The following is a 17,593-nucleotide window of genomic DNA, read 5'->3' as shown; positions in this document are numbered from 1 at the left end:
TTGCTTTAACGGTTGCGATTGCCGCGCCCGATCGCGCGGCCAAGCTGTGCAGCGATCTGGCCCTGACTGCGTCGGAACCCTTCGATGTCGGGGGTCGAGATGTTCATCACCACACTGACATTGCCCCCGCCCTGACCCCGCACACCAAGCTTGCCATCGGGCCCCCGGCTCAGCGGCATTATCGCCTCTGGCCCGGCCTCGCCCATCAACCCGGTGCCGCCGCGCATCGGAAAAGTCGTCGGCCCGCTGATGACGCCGCCATTGGCAAAGGGCTGCACCCGGCCCTGTGAAAAGCTGCCACCCTTGGCAAAGGGAAACAGCCCGCCAACCAGGCTTCCGATCCCCTGCGCCACAAGCCCGCCAACCTGATCGGTGACCGGCCGCGTCGCCGCGTTAAAGGCGGTGTTAATCATCGAGGTCGCCAATGTCCGAAGCGAATCCGAAAGACTGTCGCCATCCACAACCGCGCCGCGAATGGCAGAGCGCAAGCCCCGGCTCATGCCGCGTTCCAGCGTCTGCACATCCTGCCCGGTGCGTGCAAACCCGCCCCGGACCCGGCCAAGCTCGGCGTTGAACACCGCCGCCATATCCGCCGCCTGCCCCAAAGAGGCATCCAGCGCCGTGATCTGGCTTTCCAGATCCTCTGTCCGCTCCAACTCATCCATCGCTTATCTCTCCCTTTGTGTCCGGGAAGGCACGCAACAGCGCCTCCAGCCCGTCGCGTGCCATCGGGCGCACGCCCCCCGCCCGCCCCAGCATCAATCGAAACTCGACCGGGGTGAGCGCCCAAAACTCCGCCGGGCGCAAGCCCAGCCCATGCAGGCCTGCGCGCATCAGGACGGGCCAATCAAACCGCCCGCTCATCCCGCCTCATCCGGCAAGGCAAAGGCGCGCGCCAACACTTCGGCCGCGGCCCTAGCCGCAGCCAGGGGCCCACCTTCGATCTCGGCACTCAAAAGGTCGGCGGTGCGGCCACGCCAGCCCCCTCCGCGCAGACCCGCCACAACAAGCGCAAGCACATCGCCGGTGGAAAAGGCGCCCCCCTCGAACCGCTCTACCAGATCAATCAGCGATCCGGCCGCAAGACCCGCTTCAAGTTCAGCCAGTGCGCCAAGTGTCAGCTTAAGAAGCTGCCGCTGACCGTCGATGACCAGTTCCACCTCACCTGCCCAGGGGTTTGCCATCGCTTACAGCACCGTAAAGGTCAGCTGCCCGGCCGACGCGAGCGCCAATTCATAGGTCGCCTCGCCATCATGGGTGCCGCCATATTCGATCGCCGTCACCTGGAACGCGCCTTCGATGGTTCCGAAATCAGGGATCACCACCTGAAAATCCGGCGTCTCGCCATCAAAGAATATCTGGCGCGCGCGCTCGTCACTTGCCGCATCCCGGAAGATGCCGGAACCGCTGATGCTGGCCGATTTCACACCGGCCCCGGCCAGCAATTCGCGCCAGCCCCCGGCCGATTCAAGGCTGGTGACATCCACACTCTCGGCGTTAAAGCTGACCCGTGTGGCGCGCAGCCCGGCCACTGTTTCAAAATTACCGCTGCCATTCAGATCAATCTTGATCAGCAGGTCTTTACCATTCTGTACTGCCATTGGTCTTATCTCCGAATAATCAAAAGGTTATTGGGTGTCGTCCACGCGTGCCCGGAACGTCATGTCAATCCGGCGCAACTGTCCGCCGGTCTCCCTCCGCGCCCGTGCGCGCAGGAAATCAAGGGTGATGAGACGCCCGCGCGCCAGCGTCAGATCGGCCCTCACAAGGGCATCACTGACCGCGCCAGCCACCTCTTTCGCGGTCAGGAAACCCGCGTTTGCGGTAACTACCGAGACCGTGAAACGGTGCCACGCGCCGCCGGCGGTGACATCAGAACGGTCCCGCACATCTTCGGGGCCAAGCGTGACGTAGGTCGGCGGCACGATGCCCGAGGGCAGCGCGTCAAAGATTGCGTTCCCCACCAGGGCCGCCAATCCGGCATCCTGGGAAAGACGTTGAAAAACAGCCTCTTGCAGGGCTGCCGCCACGGCATAACTCATAACACCACCTCCTCTTCCGCCCAGCAGGTCAGGAACCGCCCCGACGCGTCTCGCTCGGTGACCGACTGAATAAGAAACAGCCTCGATCCATCGCGAAACCGCTGACCGGGTTTGGGGCGCGCCGGGCTGTCCTGCGGTGCGGCACGCACCGTGATCCGAAAGGTTGCACGTGACAGACTAACCGCCGCACCGGCCACCTCGCGCCCGGTGCGCGCCACCACTTCGGCCCAAAGCGTGCCACGCGGCACCCAGACCTCGGTGAACCCACCTGCATCGTCGGGCTGACGGTCCTGCCCCTCGATCACAAGCGGTCGCGTCAGGTGAACAGGGCCGGTCATGCGCCACCCCCACCAAGCAGGCGCACCGTGCGATAGCGCTCGATAAGGCTAGAAACCCCGAATGGCATACAGCCGCCGCCAAGGCCGGTCTCATGGCGGTACTCATAATAATGCGCCGCCAAAAGCAGAACCGCCTGCGCAAGGTCGGCCGGCAGATCTCCCCATGCCACGCCATATCCGGCACGAAACACGATCTCGACCGTCCCCCCCGGCGCGATCATCGGCAACATCGTGCCGCCGGGCCGCAACACGGGCCGATGCGCGTCCGGCTCAAGCCGATAGTGATCAGGGCTGACCAGATCGACCTCGTCGGCGCGATTGCGCAGACTCAGACTTGTGATCCCGATCACCGGCGCCACCGGCAAGGCCTGTCCCATGGCATCACGCCAAGTGCTCAACACCCAGGAAAATACCCGTTCTATCAATACCTTGCCGGTCCGCGCCTCAATTGCGGCCATGGCGGCGCGCAGGAAACTCTCCAGAACCGGGTCCTGGATATCGTCATCCGCAAACCCCGTCCCCAGCCGCAGATGCGCCTTGAACTCCGCCAGCGGCAGCGCGGCCAGGGGAACCGCGGTTTCTTCGATTAACATCATGGACATACTCCATACATCCCGGACCCCTCCGGTGGTTCAGGCGCGCGCCACCCTGCGCCGCTCGGACGGAGGGGAAGAGCTGGACAACGCCAATATACGGCGACACGCGCCCCGGGACGGGGGCAACCATGCCCCCGCCCGCCTTCGCCAACTCTTACGAGAGGGCGAATTTCAAAAGCTTGATCGCCTTAAAATCGCTCACATCGCCGCCCACGCGCTTGGTGGCGTAGAATAGGACATGCGGCTTGGCACTGTAGGGATCGCGCAACACACGCAGATCGGGGCGCTCGGCCACGGTGTAACCGGCACGGAAATCGCCAAAGGCAATCGCATCAGCACCGGTTGCGATATCCGGCATATCCTCGGCAATCAGAACCGGATAGCCCATCAGGCGCGCAGGCTCGCCCGCCGCAAGACCATCCGACCACAGGAACCGCCCATCCGCATCCTTGAGCTTGCGCACGGTGCCCGCAGTTTTCGAGTTCATGACAAAGCTGGCATTGGCGCGGTATTCGGCCCCAAGCGCATAGACCAGATCGACAATCGGATCGGCCCCGCCAATCGCGCCATCCGCACCGGTCGGCACATAACCCAGATTACCCCAGGCCCAGACATCATTGTCAACGCTGGGGTGGGTCAGAAAACCGCGCGGTTTGTCGACGCCGTCACCATTCACAAAGGCAGCGGCCTCGGCGCGGGCAAACTTGTCGGCAATCCGTCCCGCAAGCCATCCCTCGACGTCAAACGCGCTGTCATCCAAAAGCCGTTGGCTGGCCTTCGGCAGCGCGCTCAACTCGTGCAGCGGAATGGTGATGCGATCAATCACGGGCGTCGCGGTCTCGGCGGTACCGGCGGTCTCGGACGCCCAGCCATGACCAACATCGGTGTGATCAATCAGCACGTCAAAGCTTGTCGCCTCGACACCCACGACATTGGCCACGGCACGGATCGACGCGGTCGAGCTCAGAACAGAGTGAATCGTCTCCGCCGTCTGCGGATCGACAAGATAGCCGCCATCCCCCGCCACGGCGGTATTAAGCGCCTTGCCCTCAAGTTCAAGCCCGCGCAGCCCATCGTCATCACCCGCCCGCAGATAGGCGTCAAACGCCTTGCGATGCGGGGCATAGGTGTCGCTTGCACCGGCCAATTGCGGGCGCTGAAGGCCAAGAGATTTGCGTTCAAACATGGTCATTTTCTCTTCTTGCTGTTGAAGTCTGTTGTGAATACCGGACTGAAAACTCCTGAATTCACTGATGAATTCCGCGATTGCGGATTTCACTTCGGCCCCCGGAGACAGATCTTCCCCGGTCCGAGAGGTTGCCTCGGTTTTGCTCATCATAAGATCCTGTAGCTTTGATCGTGTTGGGCGCGTTACATCTGCGCCATCTCCCGGCGGGCGTCCTTAAAGGCCGCCGCCAATTCACGCAGTGTGTCGTCGCCAAGACCATCGCCCTTGGCCGCAACCCGCGCACTGGGCAGCATCGGGAAAGTCACAAGCGACACTTCCCAAAGCTCCAGTTCCGTCAAGAGCCGACGGCCCTTGTCATTCTTGCTGGCGCGCAGCGTGCGATAGCCGATACTCAGCCCGTCGATCGCCCCCGCCGCGATAAGAACGGCAGCCTCTCTGGCGCGCCCCACGCTTTCCAGAAGACGGCCCTTCACAAAAAGGCCCCTCGCATCCTCGCGCACCTCGTCCCAGACGCCAATCGGCTGGCTCGGGTCATGCTGCCAGAGCATCTTGACCTTGCGCCCCTCGGCCACAAGCCGCGCCAGCGACTTGGCATAGGCCCCCGGCTCGACGATATCCCCGCCCTGATCGGTCGCCCCGAACAGGCTTGCATAGCCCTCAATCGCACAGCCATCGGTCACGCTAAGCGCGTCGTCATCAAAGCGCGCAAATTTGCGCTCAAGTTCCGTTTCCATATCCATTCGCCTCATCCTTTTGCCCAAGGTGGGGCCACCCCCACCGATCCCGTTCATGGCAGCGCGGCCAAAATCGGCTGAAAGGCCTGCACCACGATGGCCGCCACCACACCGTAAACCGCCAGCCACAGCCGCCTCTCCAGGCGCTCAAGCGCGGCTTCCATCCGCATCAGCCGGTCACTCAGTGCACGGGTCTGCAATTCGGCCACCCTCTCATGCGCCTCAAGCCGCAATGCCGGGGCGCAATCAAATGCCTCGAACCCATAACGCTGCGGCGGGTGCTGATCAGCCATCCAGTTCCCCTTCCGCCAAGGCCGGAAGCCCCAGCATTTCTCGCTTTTCCGCATTGCTCAGGAAATCGGCATTCGCCACCCGGCTCCACTGCGTATCGCGTTCGGCTGCTAGGGCCGGCACCTGATCAAGATCGGGACGCAATTCAAGTTTCTCGCCGCTGAATCCCGCCAGCCATGCCGCCACCGAGGCCGCCACCCGCGTCGCCAGCGGCAAAACCGTCAACCGGTAAAACGCACGATTGGCCTCCTGATAATTGGCAAAGGTCGCATCCCCCGGAATGCCCAACAGCATCGGCGGCACCCCAAAGGCCAGGGCAATCTCGCGCGCCGCACTTTCCTTGGTTTTCTGGAACTCCATGTCCGACGGGCTGAACCCCATCGGTTTCCAGTCAAGCCCGCCCTCCAAAAGCATCGGCCGACCGGCATTGCGCGCGCCCTGATGATGGGTCTCCATCTCGCTCACAAGCCGATCATACTGATCGTTGCTCAAACTGCCCTGCCCCTCGGCCCCGCGATAGACGATCGGACCGCTTGTCCGCGCCGCATTATCCAAAAGCGCCTTTGACCACCGGCTTGCAGAATTATGCACATCCACCGCCTGCGCCGCCGCCTGCATGGGCGACAAACCATAATGATCGTCCTGCGGATGAAAGCTCTTGAGGTGGCAAATCGCCGGGCTCCCCTCGCTCACGTCAAACCGGTGTTTGCGTCCCGAAACCGCATATTCATAGGCAATCGGCCAGCCATCCGCGCCCGGCACCACGCTCATCCGGTCAGAGCGCAGCACATGAAGCTCAAGCGGCACCCCCTGACCCGCACCAACCGCCTCGACATAGCCGTTGCCGGTCAAAAGCAACTGGCCGTAAAGCGCCTCGAAAAGTTCGGCCCGCCCCTGCGCCAGGTTGGGCGCCTTGACCAGGTCAAGCAGCGGATGCTCCGAAAAGCGGCGCTCGCAATCCTGCAACACCAACGGCAATGCCGCAGCCGCCTCGGCGATCATCTTGACACAGCGAAAGCCGACCGGATTGCCCGCAAATCCGGTGCGCGTCAAAGTCACCGTATCGCGCGGGCTCCAGGCCACACGGCCAGCGCCATGCCAGGCCATGACCCGCCCCGTGGCACTGGCTTTTTGCTCGGGCGCCACTGTCGGTTCTGCGCTGCCCTGCCGGAAGAAGTCCAATATCATCAGTTCGTTCTCCTTGATCCTGCATCCATTGGGCTCTTTGCCCGCTTGACGCCATCAGACGCTCAAAGGTTTAAGAAAAGTAAACTAGACCGCGCGCACGCTCGGGTTACGCCATTTCGCGGCCGGTTCGAGAATCAGATCACTGATCGCCCAGACAAGCGCATCCACACGGTCAGGACTGCCTTTGCCTTCATATCCGCGCGCAATCATGGCACACATCTGATCCTCAAGCGCACTCAGCCCGCGCAGATGATGGATGCGGCCCTGCTCGTAAAGCGCCGCCACCGGCTCGGCGCGCGCAACCTTGCCCCGGCTGGCATGAACCTTGCGGAAAGGCACCAGCGGATCGACCTGCCGGATCACCTGCTCAACCATGTCGCCGCCCTGGTTGACCTCGGCCACAAGCCGCTCCGCGCCCCATTGCTCCATCGCGCGAATGGCGGCACTGGCCCACCGCGCCGGGCTGGCCGCACTGATGCTGAAATCGGCCAGAACATAGGCCCGCCAATCCTGTACCGGTCCTCGCGTGATGGCCCCCACCACAACAATTCCGCATTCATCGGACCCGCTATGCCCGCTCACAGGCGGATCGACCGCCACCACCACCCGGTCCATCTCAGGCACCTGATCCACGCGCGCGCCCTCAAGCATCGCGCCTGTCCAGAGCGCGTCCTCGGCCTCATCCACCAGAACACCGTCAAGCTCTTGCCGCCCAAGCCGCGTGCCCGCATAGCGCGCGCGCACCTCATCCAGGAAACTCTCGGCAAGAAAGGCGCGGTTGGCCTCGGTCGGCGCACTTGTCACCACCGTGCTTGGCGCTGCCAACAGCTCCTTCAGCACACCCACATTGCGCGGCGTGGTGGTGACGCAAACCCTCGGATCATCGCCCAACCGCATCCCGAATTGAAGCATGTCCCAGGTCTCGCGTGCCTTCTTCCACTTTGCCAGCTCATCGACCCAGGCCCCGTCAAACTGCGGCCCGCGCAATCCCTCGGGATCATGCGCCGAAAACACCTGCGCCGTGGCCCCATTGGGCCAGATAAGGCGCTTGCGCGTTGCCTGCCATTCAGGGCGGCGGTCGGGCGGCGAACAGGCCATGATCCCGCTTTCGCCAAACACCATGACCTCGCGTACCTGATCAATCGTCTCGCCCACAAGCGCCAGCCGTTGACAGCGCCCCTTGTCCAATGGCCGCGCGCCCTCGACCTGCGCACGCACCCATTCGGCGCCTGCACGGGTCTTGCCCGCCCCGCGCCCGCCCATGATCACCCAGGTGCGCCAATCCCCTTCGGGCGCGATCTGATGATTCAGCGCCCAGAACTCGAACAGATAGGGCAGCGCCATAAGCTCTCCGTCACTCAGCGCATCGAGGAATTCGTCCTGGGCATCTTGCCCTTCTGAGACGATCCAACCGGCACCCGATCTGAGCCCGTGCGTCGTCGAAATCGAGGGCATAGTCATTGACGATGCCCCGGTCTTGCTTTCTACGTTTTTCAAGTTGCGCCTCCGCTTCTATAGCGATCTTCAGCCATTGCCGGATTTCTCCGGTGGCCTTGGTTGCATTTTTCAGCTCATCAAGGTCCCCAGCCCTGATCTTCAGGTACAGATCCTCCAGTTCCTCGCGCATGTCCGCCAACTGGCGTTCCAGCGCATTGATCGAAGTCGTAAGGCCCGTAGGCCCCTCTTCGGGGGTAATCAAAACCATGCGTGCTCTTGCCTCATGCAATTGAAATGCTGCTCAGGGTCCCCTCCGCATATGCGACACAAAAAAACGGCCACCGGGGTCACCCCCGGGGCCGCTTGCCCATCTCGTCCAGCATGTCACAACCTATACGTTAGTGAGTTCGCAGAGTCAAGCTAAACGCAGTTTCCTGATGCACCCAACAGACCGTTATCATTACATTTTATTAACATATCGCATCGGAAACCCACCATTTCCAAGACACCCCAAACCCGATCGCCCCACCCGGCATACTCTGGCAAAAGGCACCCAATCTACGACATATTGCACAAAGCGTTGGATTTTTTGCTCCCAGGGGCTGTGCCTCTCCGATAGCCGCCCTATATGCCATGAAAATTTATCTCGGGGACAGAAACGATCATGTATGAAAGCCTCAGCCTCGCCGCCGACAACCTTTTATCCCCCATCGTATTGTCCTTTGCTCTCGGTCTCGCCGCCGCGCTTGCACGCTCTGATCTTTCCATCCCCGAGGCCGCGGCCAAGGCCCTCTCGATCTACCTGCTCTTTGCCATCGGCTTCAAAGGCGGGGTCAGCGTGTCGGATCACGGCGTGGACATTCATCTCGGCGCGGCGCTCCTTGCCGGTATCATACTCTCGGCCTCGCTGCCGCTGCTGGCGTTTGCTCTGCTACGCATGATGTCGGGCATGGACCGGCTCAACGCCGCAGCCGTCGCCGGGCATTACGGCTCGATCTCGATTGTGACCTTTGTTGCCGCCACTTCGGTTCTCGAAAGCCGAGGCATCGCGGCCGAAGGCTATATGGTCGCCGTCGCCGCCGCGATGGAAGCCCCGGCCATCCTATCGGCCCTCTGGCTGATCTCGCGCGGCGAGGGGCCGGGGCGGATGGATGCCACGCTCTGGCGTGAAATCCTGCTCAATGGCTCGATTGTCCTGCTGGTAGGTGCCTTCTTCATCGGCTGGATCACCGGTCCCGAAGGCCTCGCTGAAATCAGCAGCTTCATCGTCTCGCCCTTCAAAGGCGTGCTCTGCCTGTTCCTGCTCGATATGGGGCTTGTGGCCGGTCGCGGCCTGCGTCAGGGACGTGGCGTGCTGGGGGTTGGCGCGGTCGGATTTGGCCTCGTGATGCCTGTGCTCGGGGGCCTTGTCGGCCTGGGCGCGGCTCTTTTGATCGGTGTTTCGACGGGGGGCGCGATGCTCATGATGGTCCTCGCCGCCTCGGCAAGCTACATCGCCGTGCCCGCCGCCATGCGCGTCGCCCTGCCAGAGGCAAACCCCTCGATTTACCTCACGCTCTCGCTTGGCGTGACCTTCCCCTTCAACCTGACCCTTGGCCTGCCACTTTACCTCGCGCTGGCCCAGATGGCGACAGGAGGCTGACCCAATGCAAACCCACAGAGCCAAACGCGTGGAAATCACCATCGAAAGCGTGATGCAATCGCGCCTCACCGATGCGCTTCAGACCGCAGACGTGACCGGTTACACCATTCTGCCGGTTCTCGGAGGCTCTGGCCGGTCCGGAGAGTGGTCGCGCTCCGGGCAGGTCAGCCGCGCAGGCGGTATGGTGCAGGTCATCTGCATCATCCGGGCCGAGCGGCTCGACGCGCTTCTTGACGCCGCCTTCGCGGTGGTGGATCGCCATATCGGCGTGGTCTGTGTCACCGATTGCGATGTCCTGAGGGCCGAACGGTTCTAGCGGTCTACTCCGCCGCCGCCTGCGCTGCGGTTTCCGCCTCGATCTCGGCGGCGCGCTTTTCGACCTGCTCGACGATATGCTCGACCATCTGCGCATTGTCCATCCGGTGGCTCTGCTTGCCGGCCAGATAGACCATGCCATTGCCCGCACCACCGCCAGTAAACCCGACATCGGTCATCAGCGCCTCGCCGGGACCATTCACGACACAGCCAATTATACTAAGGCTCATCGGCGTCTTGATATGCTCAAGCCGCTTTTCCAGCGCTTCGACCGTCTTGATCACGTCAAATCCCTGACGCGCACAACTCGGACAGCTGATGATGTTCACACCGCGATGCCGCAGGCCAAGCGATTTCAGGATTTCGTACCCGACCTTGATCTCTTCCACCGGATCCGCCGAAAGGCTGACCCGGATGGTATCGCCAATGCCCATCCACAACAGATTGCCAAGGCCAATCGCCGATTTGATCGTTCCGCTGGTCAGGCCGCCGGCCTCTGTGATGCCAAGATGGATCGGCGCGTCCGTCGCCTCTGCAAGCTGCTGATAGGCGGCGGCGGCCATGAATACGTCCGAGGCCTTCACGCTGATCTTGAACTCGTGAAAATCGTTGTCCTGCAAAATACGGATATGCTCCAGCCCGCTCTCGACCATCGCGTCGGGACAGGGCTCGCCGTATTTGTCGAGCAGATGCTTTTCGAGACTGCCCGCATTCACACCGATCCGCATTGAACAGCCATGATCACGCGCCGCGGCGATCACCTCGCGCACGCGCTCCTCGCTGCCGATATTGCCGGGGTTGATCCGCAAACAGGCGGCCCCCGCCTCAGCGGCCTCGATCCCGCGCCGGTAATGAAAATGGATGTCGGCAACGATCGGCACCGGACTTTCGCGCACGATCTCTTTCAGCGCCTTGGCGCTTGCCTCGTCGGGCACCGACACACGTACGATATCCGCGCCTGCCTCGGCCGCCGCCTGAACCTGTGCCACCGTGGCCGCCACATCTGTGGTCAGCGTATTGGTCATCGTCTGCACGGTGATTGGCGCATCGCCCCCGACGGGCACACTGCCCACCATGATCTGTCTGCTTTTCCGGCGGTATATATTGCGCCATGGGCGGATATGGTTCAGCGACATCGCAAAAGCCCCGTCAAATCATGTGAATTTCCGCCCCATGACTATCGCGCGCCGGACCAATTCGCAATCGGTCGGCGCATCAAGATCGAACATGGGAAAACCGCGTTAGTCCTGCGCCAGAGCCGGAAGATCGGCCGGTGCGGCCTGCAATTCGGCCACATAGCGCATCAGATCCTGATCCGCGTCGATATCGGCAACCGCATAGCGCCCCGTAAGCTCACCCGGCGTCAGCGCCAGCCCCGAGGTCACAGATCCGCGCTCCCCGGCAGGTCCGTAATGCTCGCCATTCACCGCGAAATAGACCGCGCCCGATTCACCCACGCGCAGCGTCGGCGGTTCCTCCGTGGCGGGCACGTCATAGCTTTCGCCCGCGTTCATGATACCCTCGAAGATCACGCTGCCATCGGCCGCACGAACCCGCACCCAGGCGGCACGCACCGCCACAAGGCGCACATCGGGCACATCGTCGGCGACAACCTGCGGCTGGTGCGCCAGAACAACCTCGTCACCCTCGTCAAACCGCGCCACGGCAAAGCCGCTATCGCGATCCGCACTGGGCGTGCCGGGACTCATCGTGCCAACCTCTGCCGGGTTCAACGTCGAAATAGGAGCATCGCGCGCCACCATCACCGGCACATCAAGCGCCTTGGGGCGGTAAAGACGGCTCAGACGCTCATCGCGCGGCGGCTGGAACACACCTGATGCATCTGCGGCTGACGGCTCACTCTGGTCGCTGGCGCTTCCGGCGCTTGTCAGCGGGTCGAGGTCGGCCAGGACAATGGGCGTATTTTCAATCGGTGCAAGCTGTACCTGCTGCACCTGGTTGAGCACACTCCACCCCCCATAGCCAATCGCCCCGATCAGAGCCACAAGCACGATGGCAGAGCCAATCGCACCTGGCTCGATCCGCGCCAGAAAGCTTTCCGACGCAGGCAGGAACGGCGTATTAGGCGAAAGCAGCGGGTCCTGCACCTTTGCTGTGCGCACCGCAGAGGCGCCTGTCTTGCGGATCGACGAGGCCTCGGCCGACATGCCGTGGGCAATCGAAAAGCCGGACTCGGTGCAAAACGCCTTGAAAGCGTGATCCGGATCCATGCCAAGATAGCGCGCATAAGAGCGCACGTAACCGGGAATGAACCCAGGCGTATCAAAAGATGAGGGGTCGGCATTCTCGATCGCGGCGACATAAGTCGCCTTGATCCGAAGCTCGCGTTCGACATCAAGAAGGGATTTACCAAGGGTGGCGCGCTCACCGCGCATGACATCGCCAAGACGCAATTCGAAGGCGTCAAAGCCACGGGCTTCAACATCTTCGACCTCGGCCTTGCGCGTAAACCGCCGCCCAATCATCCGATCCCTGCCTCTTTGCTTGCCTGATGCGTTTCTCGAACGTCCCGATTCGAGCTTAGCACTTTTCTTTACAGAACGTTAACACAGAGCAAGGGATATTGCACGTATTCCGGCATTAACCGGCCAATTCGGCGCGATTCAGCGCACAATGGCTCCAAAGTTCATCCAATGCATTAACGAGGGCATCCATCTCGTCCGGGCCATGCACCGGCGAAGGCGTAAAGCGAAGCCGCTCGGTGCCGCGCGGTACGGTCGGAAAGTTGATCGGCTGCACGTACATGCCATAGCCTTCAAGCAACATATCGCTCAGCTTCTTGGTGTGCACCGGGTCACCTACGATCACCGGCACGATATGGCTGCCGTGGTCGATGAGCGGCAGCCCCATACCCTTCAGCCGCGTCTTGAGGATTTTCGCCTGCGTCTGATGCCGCTCGCGCAGCTTTTGCCCCTCGGAGGTCTTGAGGAATGCCACAGATGCCGTGGCCCCCGCAGCCAAGGTCGGTGCCAGCGAGGTGGAAAAGATGAAACCGGGCGCATAGGACCGCACCGCGTCGCACATCTTGGCCGAGGCCGCGATATAGCCGCCCATCACGCCATAGGCCTTGGCCAGTGTGCCGTTGATGATGTCCAGTCGATGCATCAGCCGGTCGCGCTCGCAGATGCCCGCACCGCGTGGACCATACATGCCCACGGCATGAACCTCGTCGATGTAGGTCAGCGCGCCGAATTCGTCCGCCAGATCGCAAATCGCCTCAATAGGGCCAAAGTCGCCATCCATCGAATAGACGCTCTCGAAGGCAATAAGCTTGGGCGCGGCGGGGTCATCGGCGGCCAGCAATTCGCGCAGATGCTCAACGTCGTTATGACGGAAAATCCGCTTGGCCCCGCCATTGCGGCGCACCCCCTCAATCATGCTGGCATGGTTGAGGGTGTCCGAATAGATGATCAGCCCCGGAAACAGCTTGGGCAAGGTGCTAAGCGTGGCGTCGTTGGCAATATAGGCGCTGGTGAACAATAGCGCCGCTTCCTTGCCATGCAGATCGGCAAGCTCGGCCTCAAGCCTCTTGTGATAAACCGTCGTGCCCGAGATGTTGCGCGTGCCCCCCGATCCGGCACCGGTGGCGTCAAGCGCCTCATGCATCGCCGCGAGAACGACGGGGTGCTGGCCCATGCCAAGATAATCATTGCCACACCATACGGTGATCGGCTGTTCGCTGCCGTCCGGCTTGCACCAGGTCGCGTGGGGGAAATTGCCATTGCGCCGCTCGATATCAATGAAGGTGCGATAGCGCCCCTCCTGATGCAGACGTTCGATTGCGTTATCCAGCTTGGCCGAATAGTCCACTGGCATCCCCCTCTTTCATCGATGCCGCGTCCACTTCCTGATCCGAAGCGGCCCGCGGGCCTTGGCAGCGCAACGCGCTACTTATTCAATATTACGAATGGATATATAATCTACCCGCTTCTGACAACAGGCTACAAAATGCCGCTCCCCCAATCCTTGATTTCGGTCAAGTCTCTGGACAGTACCGCAGGGCCTGTTACCCTCGGCTAAAAGCATAATTCAGCATCAAAGGCCAGCCATGTCCCTTTCCGCCGTTCTCACCCGCATTGACGACCAGATTCCGACCGCAACCGAGCGGTTGATGGGATTGTTGCGTATTCCTTCGATCTCAACCGATCCGGCCTATGGCGCCGCCTGTCAGGACGCCGCCGACTGGCTTGTTGCAGACTTGCAAAGCCTTGGTGTAAAGGCGCAAAAGCGCCCCACCCCCGGTCACCCGATGGTGGTGGGGCATATCGACGGCCCTGCGGATGGCACGGGCCCGCACCTTCTGTTTTACGGCCACTACGACGTGCAACCCGTCGACCCGCTGGATTTGTGGAACACCGACCCGTTTGACCCGCAGGTGCAGGACACCGATCACGGCAAGGTGATCCGGGCGCGCGGCGCATCCGATGACAAGGGCCAGCTCATGACCTTTGTCGAGGCCTGCCGCGCCTACAAGGACGTGACCGGCGCATTGCCCTGCAAGATCACTTTTTTCTTTGAGGGCGAGGAAGAATCAGGCTCGCCCTCCCTGATCCCCTTCCTGAAGGAAAACGCCGACGAGCTTTCGGCCGATATCGCCCTGATCTGCGACACGTCGATGGTTGCCCCCGGCGTGCCCTCGATCGCCTCGCAACTGCGCGGCATGCTCAAGGATGAATTCACGATCACAGGTCCCCGCATCGACCTGCATTCAGGACATTACGGCGGGCCCGGCCTGAACCCCCTGCGCGAAATCAGCCGCCTGATCACAAGCTTTCACGACGACACCGGCCGCGTCGCGGTCGAGGGCTTTTACGAAGGCGTCCACGAGGTGCCCGAGGACCTTCTGCGGCAATGGGAAACCTGCGGCTTTGACGAGCACGAATACCTGACCTCGGTCGGCTATACCCAACCCCACGGCGAAAAGGCCTATCCCACACTGGTACAGCAATGGGCGCGCCCCACGCTTGAAATCAACGGTCTCTGGGGCGGCTATCAGGGCGCCGGAAGCAAAACCGTCATTCCGGCCAAGGCCCATTGCAAACTGACCTGCCGCCTTGTCGGCGACATGGATCCGGATGCCCTGCGCCTCAAGATTCGCAAACATGTCGAAGAGCGGCTGTCGCCCGATGCCACGATCACCTGGGATCAGAACCTCGAAGGGTCGCCCGCCGCCGTGATGAACATCAACCGCCCCGAGTTTGAAAAGGCCCGTTCAGCGCTTACCGACGAATGGGAGCGCGAGGCCGTCTTTACCGGCATGGGCGGCTCGATCCCGATTGCGGGCTACTTCAAGGAAATCCTCGGGCTCGACGCCATGCTGATCGGCTTTGCCCAGGAAGATGACGCAATCCACTCGCCAAACGAGAAATACAATCTCTCAAGCTTTCACAAAGGCATCCGAAGCTGGGCGCGCGTGCTGGATGCTTTGACGCGATAAGCGCAGGTTTCCCCCAGCCAACAGGCAGGCCGACATGACACTACCGGGCTTCACCGATCACCTTTTAACGCCCAACGGCGTCAAGATCGCCTTTTCGCAAGGCGGCTCCGGCCCGCCCCTGCTGATGCTGCACGGCTTTCCACAGACCCGCGCCATGTGGACCCATATCGCGCCAGGGCTTGCCAGAACGCATCGCGTGATCTGCCCCGATCTGCGCGGCTATGGCGGGTCCGGCAAACCACCCGAAGTGGACGCCTACAGCTTTCGCGAGATGGCGCGTGACATGACGGCGCTGATGTCAGAGCTCGGCCACACGACCTTTGGCCTTGTCGGCCATGACCGCGGTGCGCGCGTCGCGCACCGCCTTGCGCTCGACGCCCCCAATCGCGTGCAAAGCGTCACCCTGATGGATATCATCCCCACCCACACATTGCTGTCAGAACTGCGTGCGGATGTGGCAAAGGCCTATTATCACTGGTTCTTTCTGACCCAGCCAGAGCCGTTTCCCGAAACCATGATCGGCCATGATCCCGATGCCTTCTATCACGCCTGCCTGCTCGGCTGGGGCGGCGCCCAGCTTTCAGATTTCGATGAGGAACTGCTTGCGCACTATCGCACCGCCTGGCGCGACCCGGAGACCATTCGCGGCATGTGTAACGATTACCGCGCTGCGCTGACGCATGATTTCGCTGACGACGCCGCTGACCTGGGCGCGCGCATCGCCTGCCCGACGCTGGTCCTCTACGGCGCGGATGGCGCAATGGCCCGTGCCTATGACGTCCCCGCCACCTGGGCGCAAAAATGCACGCAACTGCAAAGCCAGACGATCCCCGGCGGTCATTTCTTTCCCGATACGGCACCCGTTGAAACACGCACGGCCCTGCAGGAATTTATGGCGCGCTAGGCTTTCATCTTTCCTGAAATACTCAAACCAACGTCCTGCACCACGCGCAGGGCGGTTCGGCTTTCAATCTCGGGAAAATGGCGCGGTTGACGGGACTCGAACCCGCGACCCCCGGCGTGACAGGCCGGTACTCTAACCAACTGAGCTACAACCGCTCACTGCTCGCCCAATCCCTCAGGCGTGTTGCGCTTCTTACGGCGGGCCTGCGCCCCCGTCAAGCGCCCAGAACACGAAATTTCAACTTTCCCGACATGGCTTGTTTCGCAAGCCCTCAATGACACTCGACACTGGCTGTCCGGTAGCGCCCAAGCGCCTCCGGAAGCGCCTTGATCCCAAGACCCGGCTCATCGCCGACACGCCATTGTCCGGCCTCAAGCACCCCGCCCTGCCCGTCAAACGCGCTGCGCAGCGGGTTGGGGTTCACATCCACCTCGAGCATGCCGTCGCCACCTGCAGCTGCCAGCACTGCCCCCGAGGCCGCAAGCCCGATTCCACCGCCAAGAAAATGCGGGCAATACCGCCGTTGCTTTGCCAAAGCCCGCTTTGCCACACCAAAACAACCGCTTATCCCGCCCCATTTGACAACATCTGGCTGAATCACCTGCAAGGCCCCCGCCTCAAGCACGGCATCAAATGCCGGATCGCCGACGATATTCTCACCGCCCGCAAGGGCGACCCCCGTCGCACGCGCCAACGCCGCCCATTCCCCGGAAGGAGCAAACACCGGCAATGGCTCCTCCAGCCAGCCCAGCCCTGTCCCGGCCAGCGCCTGCACAAAGCTCAGGGCCTGCGGCAAATCCCAGGCCTGATTGGCATCCGCACAAAGCATTGCCGTAGCGGGCAGGCGTTCCTTCAGCGCCAGAAGAGCCTCTGCATCGCCCTGCCCAAAGCCGACCTTGACCTTGAACATTCCAAACCCGGCCTCTTGCGCGACGGGTATCAATTGATCCGCGGCATCAATCGCAATGCCGCTGGCATAGGTCGGCACCGACGCCGGCGCGCCCTTGCGCAACATCTGGCGCAACGGTCGGCCGGCGCGCCGCGCCACAAGGTCCCAAAGCGCGATATCAAGCCCCGCGATCACCTGGTCAAACGGGCCTGGTTCGCCGCATTGCACAGCGCGGATACGGGTCTGCGCGCTTAGCCTGAGAAAGAACGCTTCGGGCGCCGCGGCCTCCTGACCAAGCACCAAACCCGCGATATCGCGTTCAAGCAGCGCCACGCGATGCTCGGCGCCCGCTGCGGGCCAGTTGGCAAACACCTCCCCCCAGCCGTAACAGCCATCGCGATCCTCGATCCGCAGGAACACCGCCGGCCGGTCGCGCATGATCCCGAAAGAGGTTGCCACGGGCACGTCTATCGGCACCCGAAAGGCCTGGGCCTCGATCCGGGTGATCGGCGCCGCGCGCCGATCCTGTAACTCTGCCATGATGTCCCCCATATCGCGCTTCACAGACAC

Annotated in this window: 21 protein-coding genes and 1 tRNA gene; 4 read left to right on the top strand and 18 right to left on the bottom strand. The window is 62.2% G+C overall.

Features of this window, described 5'->3' with window-relative positions:
* Positions 1 to 5: 5 nt before the first annotated feature.
* The 13 genes from QZ522_RS06090 to QZ522_RS06030 form a co-directional block, all read right to left on the bottom strand.
* Positions 6 to 665 carry a phage tail tape measure protein gene (locus QZ522_RS06090; protein ID WP_294608711.1) on the bottom strand — a complete coding sequence of 220 codons (660 nt, stop codon included), beginning with the start codon at positions 663 to 665 and terminating at the stop codon, positions 6 to 8.
* Positions 658 to 864, bottom strand: coding sequence for a rcc01693 family protein (locus QZ522_RS06085; protein ID WP_294608710.1), 207 nt, complete (start codon positions 862 to 864; stop codon positions 658 to 660). The genes QZ522_RS06090 and QZ522_RS06085 overlap by 8 nt, the downstream gene beginning before the upstream one ends.
* Positions 861 to 1,184: a gene transfer agent family protein gene (locus tag QZ522_RS06080; protein ID WP_294608709.1), complete on the bottom strand. Its 324-nt coding sequence runs from the start codon at positions 1,182 to 1,184 to the stop codon at positions 861 to 863. The genes QZ522_RS06085 and QZ522_RS06080 overlap by 4 nt, the downstream gene beginning before the upstream one ends.
* Before the next feature lie 3 nt (positions 1,185 to 1,187).
* A complete protein-coding gene (locus tag QZ522_RS06075; protein WP_294608708.1) occupies positions 1,188 to 1,601 on the bottom strand; it encodes a phage major tail protein, TP901-1 family in 414 nt (137 codons plus the stop codon).
* A 27-nt stretch (positions 1,602 to 1,628) separates the two neighbouring features.
* Entirely contained in the window at positions 1,629 to 2,042 is a 414-nt protein-coding gene (locus tag QZ522_RS06070) for a DUF3168 domain-containing protein (protein WP_294608707.1), read from the bottom strand.
* Positions 2,039 to 2,380, bottom strand: a complete 342-nt coding sequence (locus QZ522_RS06065; RefSeq protein ID WP_294608705.1) for a head-tail adaptor protein — start codon at positions 2,378 to 2,380, stop codon at positions 2,039 to 2,041. Before QZ522_RS06065 ends, QZ522_RS06070 begins: the two co-directional genes overlap by 4 nt.
* The gene (locus QZ522_RS06060; RefSeq protein WP_294608703.1) at positions 2,377 to 2,976 is read right to left on the bottom strand and encodes a head-tail connector protein; all 600 of its coding nucleotides are present in this window, start codon (positions 2,974 to 2,976) and stop codon (positions 2,377 to 2,379) included. Before QZ522_RS06060 ends, QZ522_RS06065 begins: the two co-directional genes overlap by 4 nt.
* Before the next feature lie 154 nt (positions 2,977 to 3,130).
* Positions 3,131 to 4,312, bottom strand: a complete 1,182-nt coding sequence (locus tag QZ522_RS06055; protein ID WP_294608701.1) for a phage major capsid protein — start codon at positions 4,310 to 4,312, stop codon at positions 3,131 to 3,133.
* 35 nt (positions 4,313 to 4,347) lie between these two features.
* Entirely contained in the window at positions 4,348 to 4,905 is a 558-nt protein-coding gene (locus QZ522_RS06050; protein WP_294608700.1) for an HK97 family phage prohead protease, read from the bottom strand.
* A 47-nt stretch (positions 4,906 to 4,952) separates the two neighbouring features.
* The gene (locus tag QZ522_RS06045) at positions 4,953 to 5,192 is read right to left on the bottom strand and encodes a hypothetical protein (RefSeq protein ID WP_294608698.1); all 240 of its coding nucleotides are present in this window, start codon (positions 5,190 to 5,192) and stop codon (positions 4,953 to 4,955) included.
* The gene (locus QZ522_RS06040; protein ID WP_294608696.1) at positions 5,185 to 6,378 is read right to left on the bottom strand and encodes a phage portal protein; all 1,194 of its coding nucleotides are present in this window, start codon (positions 6,376 to 6,378) and stop codon (positions 5,185 to 5,187) included. The genes QZ522_RS06045 and QZ522_RS06040 overlap by 8 nt, the downstream gene beginning before the upstream one ends.
* 84 nt (positions 6,379 to 6,462) lie before the next feature.
* The gene (locus QZ522_RS06035) at positions 6,463 to 7,722 is read right to left on the bottom strand and encodes a terminase family protein (protein WP_294608694.1); all 1,260 of its coding nucleotides are present in this window, start codon (positions 7,720 to 7,722) and stop codon (positions 6,463 to 6,465) included.
* 10 nt (positions 7,723 to 7,732) lie between these two features.
* The gene (locus tag QZ522_RS06030; protein WP_294608692.1) at positions 7,733 to 8,083 is read right to left on the bottom strand and encodes a hypothetical protein; all 351 of its coding nucleotides are present in this window, start codon (positions 8,081 to 8,083) and stop codon (positions 7,733 to 7,735) included.
* Positions 8,084 to 8,479: 396 nt separating this feature from the next.
* Between QZ522_RS06030 and QZ522_RS06025 the strand changes: the two genes are divergently transcribed.
* Together QZ522_RS06025 and QZ522_RS06020 are read left to right on the top strand one after the other, a co-directional pair.
* Positions 8,480 to 9,457, top strand: coding sequence for a sodium-dependent bicarbonate transport family permease (locus tag QZ522_RS06025; RefSeq protein WP_294608690.1), 978 nt, complete (start codon positions 8,480 to 8,482; stop codon positions 9,455 to 9,457).
* Between the two features lie 4 nt (positions 9,458 to 9,461).
* Positions 9,462 to 9,773, top strand: coding sequence for a transcriptional regulator (locus QZ522_RS06020; RefSeq protein WP_294608688.1), 312 nt, complete (start codon positions 9,462 to 9,464; stop codon positions 9,771 to 9,773).
* A 4-nt stretch (positions 9,774 to 9,777) separates the two neighbouring features.
* Here QZ522_RS06020 and ispG read toward each other — a convergent pair whose 3' ends face one another.
* The 3 genes from ispG to hemA all read right to left on the bottom strand — a co-directional run bounded on the left by ispG (position 9,778) and on the right by hemA (position 13,603).
* Positions 9,778 to 10,908 (bottom strand): flavodoxin-dependent (E)-4-hydroxy-3-methylbut-2-enyl-diphosphate synthase, encoded by a 1,131-nt coding sequence (gene ispG / locus QZ522_RS06015; protein ID WP_294608686.1) that lies wholly within the window; start codon positions 10,906 to 10,908, stop codon positions 9,778 to 9,780.
* Positions 10,909 to 11,013: 105 nt separating this feature from the next.
* Entirely contained in the window at positions 11,014 to 12,258 is a 1,245-nt protein-coding gene (locus QZ522_RS06010; protein WP_294608684.1) for a helix-turn-helix domain-containing protein, read from the bottom strand.
* Positions 12,259 to 12,373: 115 nt separating this feature from the next.
* On the bottom strand, positions 12,374 to 13,603 hold the full coding sequence (hemA, locus tag QZ522_RS06005; RefSeq protein WP_294608722.1) for a 5-aminolevulinate synthase: 1,230 nt from the start codon (positions 13,601 to 13,603) through the stop codon (positions 12,374 to 12,376).
* Between the two features lie 238 nt (positions 13,604 to 13,841).
* On the opposite strand from hemA, the gene QZ522_RS06000 reads away from it, so the two are divergent.
* Both QZ522_RS06000 and QZ522_RS05995 read left to right on the top strand, forming a co-directional pair.
* Positions 13,842 to 15,230 carry a M20/M25/M40 family metallo-hydrolase gene (locus QZ522_RS06000; RefSeq protein ID WP_294608682.1) on the top strand — a complete coding sequence of 463 codons (1,389 nt, stop codon included), beginning with the start codon at positions 13,842 to 13,844 and terminating at the stop codon, positions 15,228 to 15,230.
* Between the two features lie 34 nt (positions 15,231 to 15,264).
* The gene (locus tag QZ522_RS05995) at positions 15,265 to 16,134 is read left to right on the top strand and encodes an alpha/beta hydrolase (protein ID WP_294608680.1); all 870 of its coding nucleotides are present in this window, start codon (positions 15,265 to 15,267) and stop codon (positions 16,132 to 16,134) included.
* Between the two features lie 78 nt (positions 16,135 to 16,212).
* Here QZ522_RS05995 and QZ522_RS05990 read toward each other — a convergent pair.
* Both QZ522_RS05990 and QZ522_RS05985 read right to left on the bottom strand, forming a co-directional pair.
* Positions 16,213 to 16,289: transfer RNA gene (locus QZ522_RS05990), tRNA-Asp, on the bottom strand.
* Positions 16,290 to 16,405: 116 nt separating this feature from the next.
* A partial coding sequence (locus tag QZ522_RS05985; RefSeq protein WP_365353479.1) for a mandelate racemase/muconate lactonizing enzyme family protein occupies positions 16,406 to 17,593 on the bottom strand: 1,188 nt, incomplete at its 5' end.

This window comes from uncultured Roseovarius sp., assembly GCF_913054395.1.
Taxonomy (GTDB): Bacteria; Pseudomonadota; Alphaproteobacteria; order Rhodobacterales; family Rhodobacteraceae; genus Roseovarius.
This window is presented reverse-complemented; position numbering and strand designations above follow the sequence as displayed.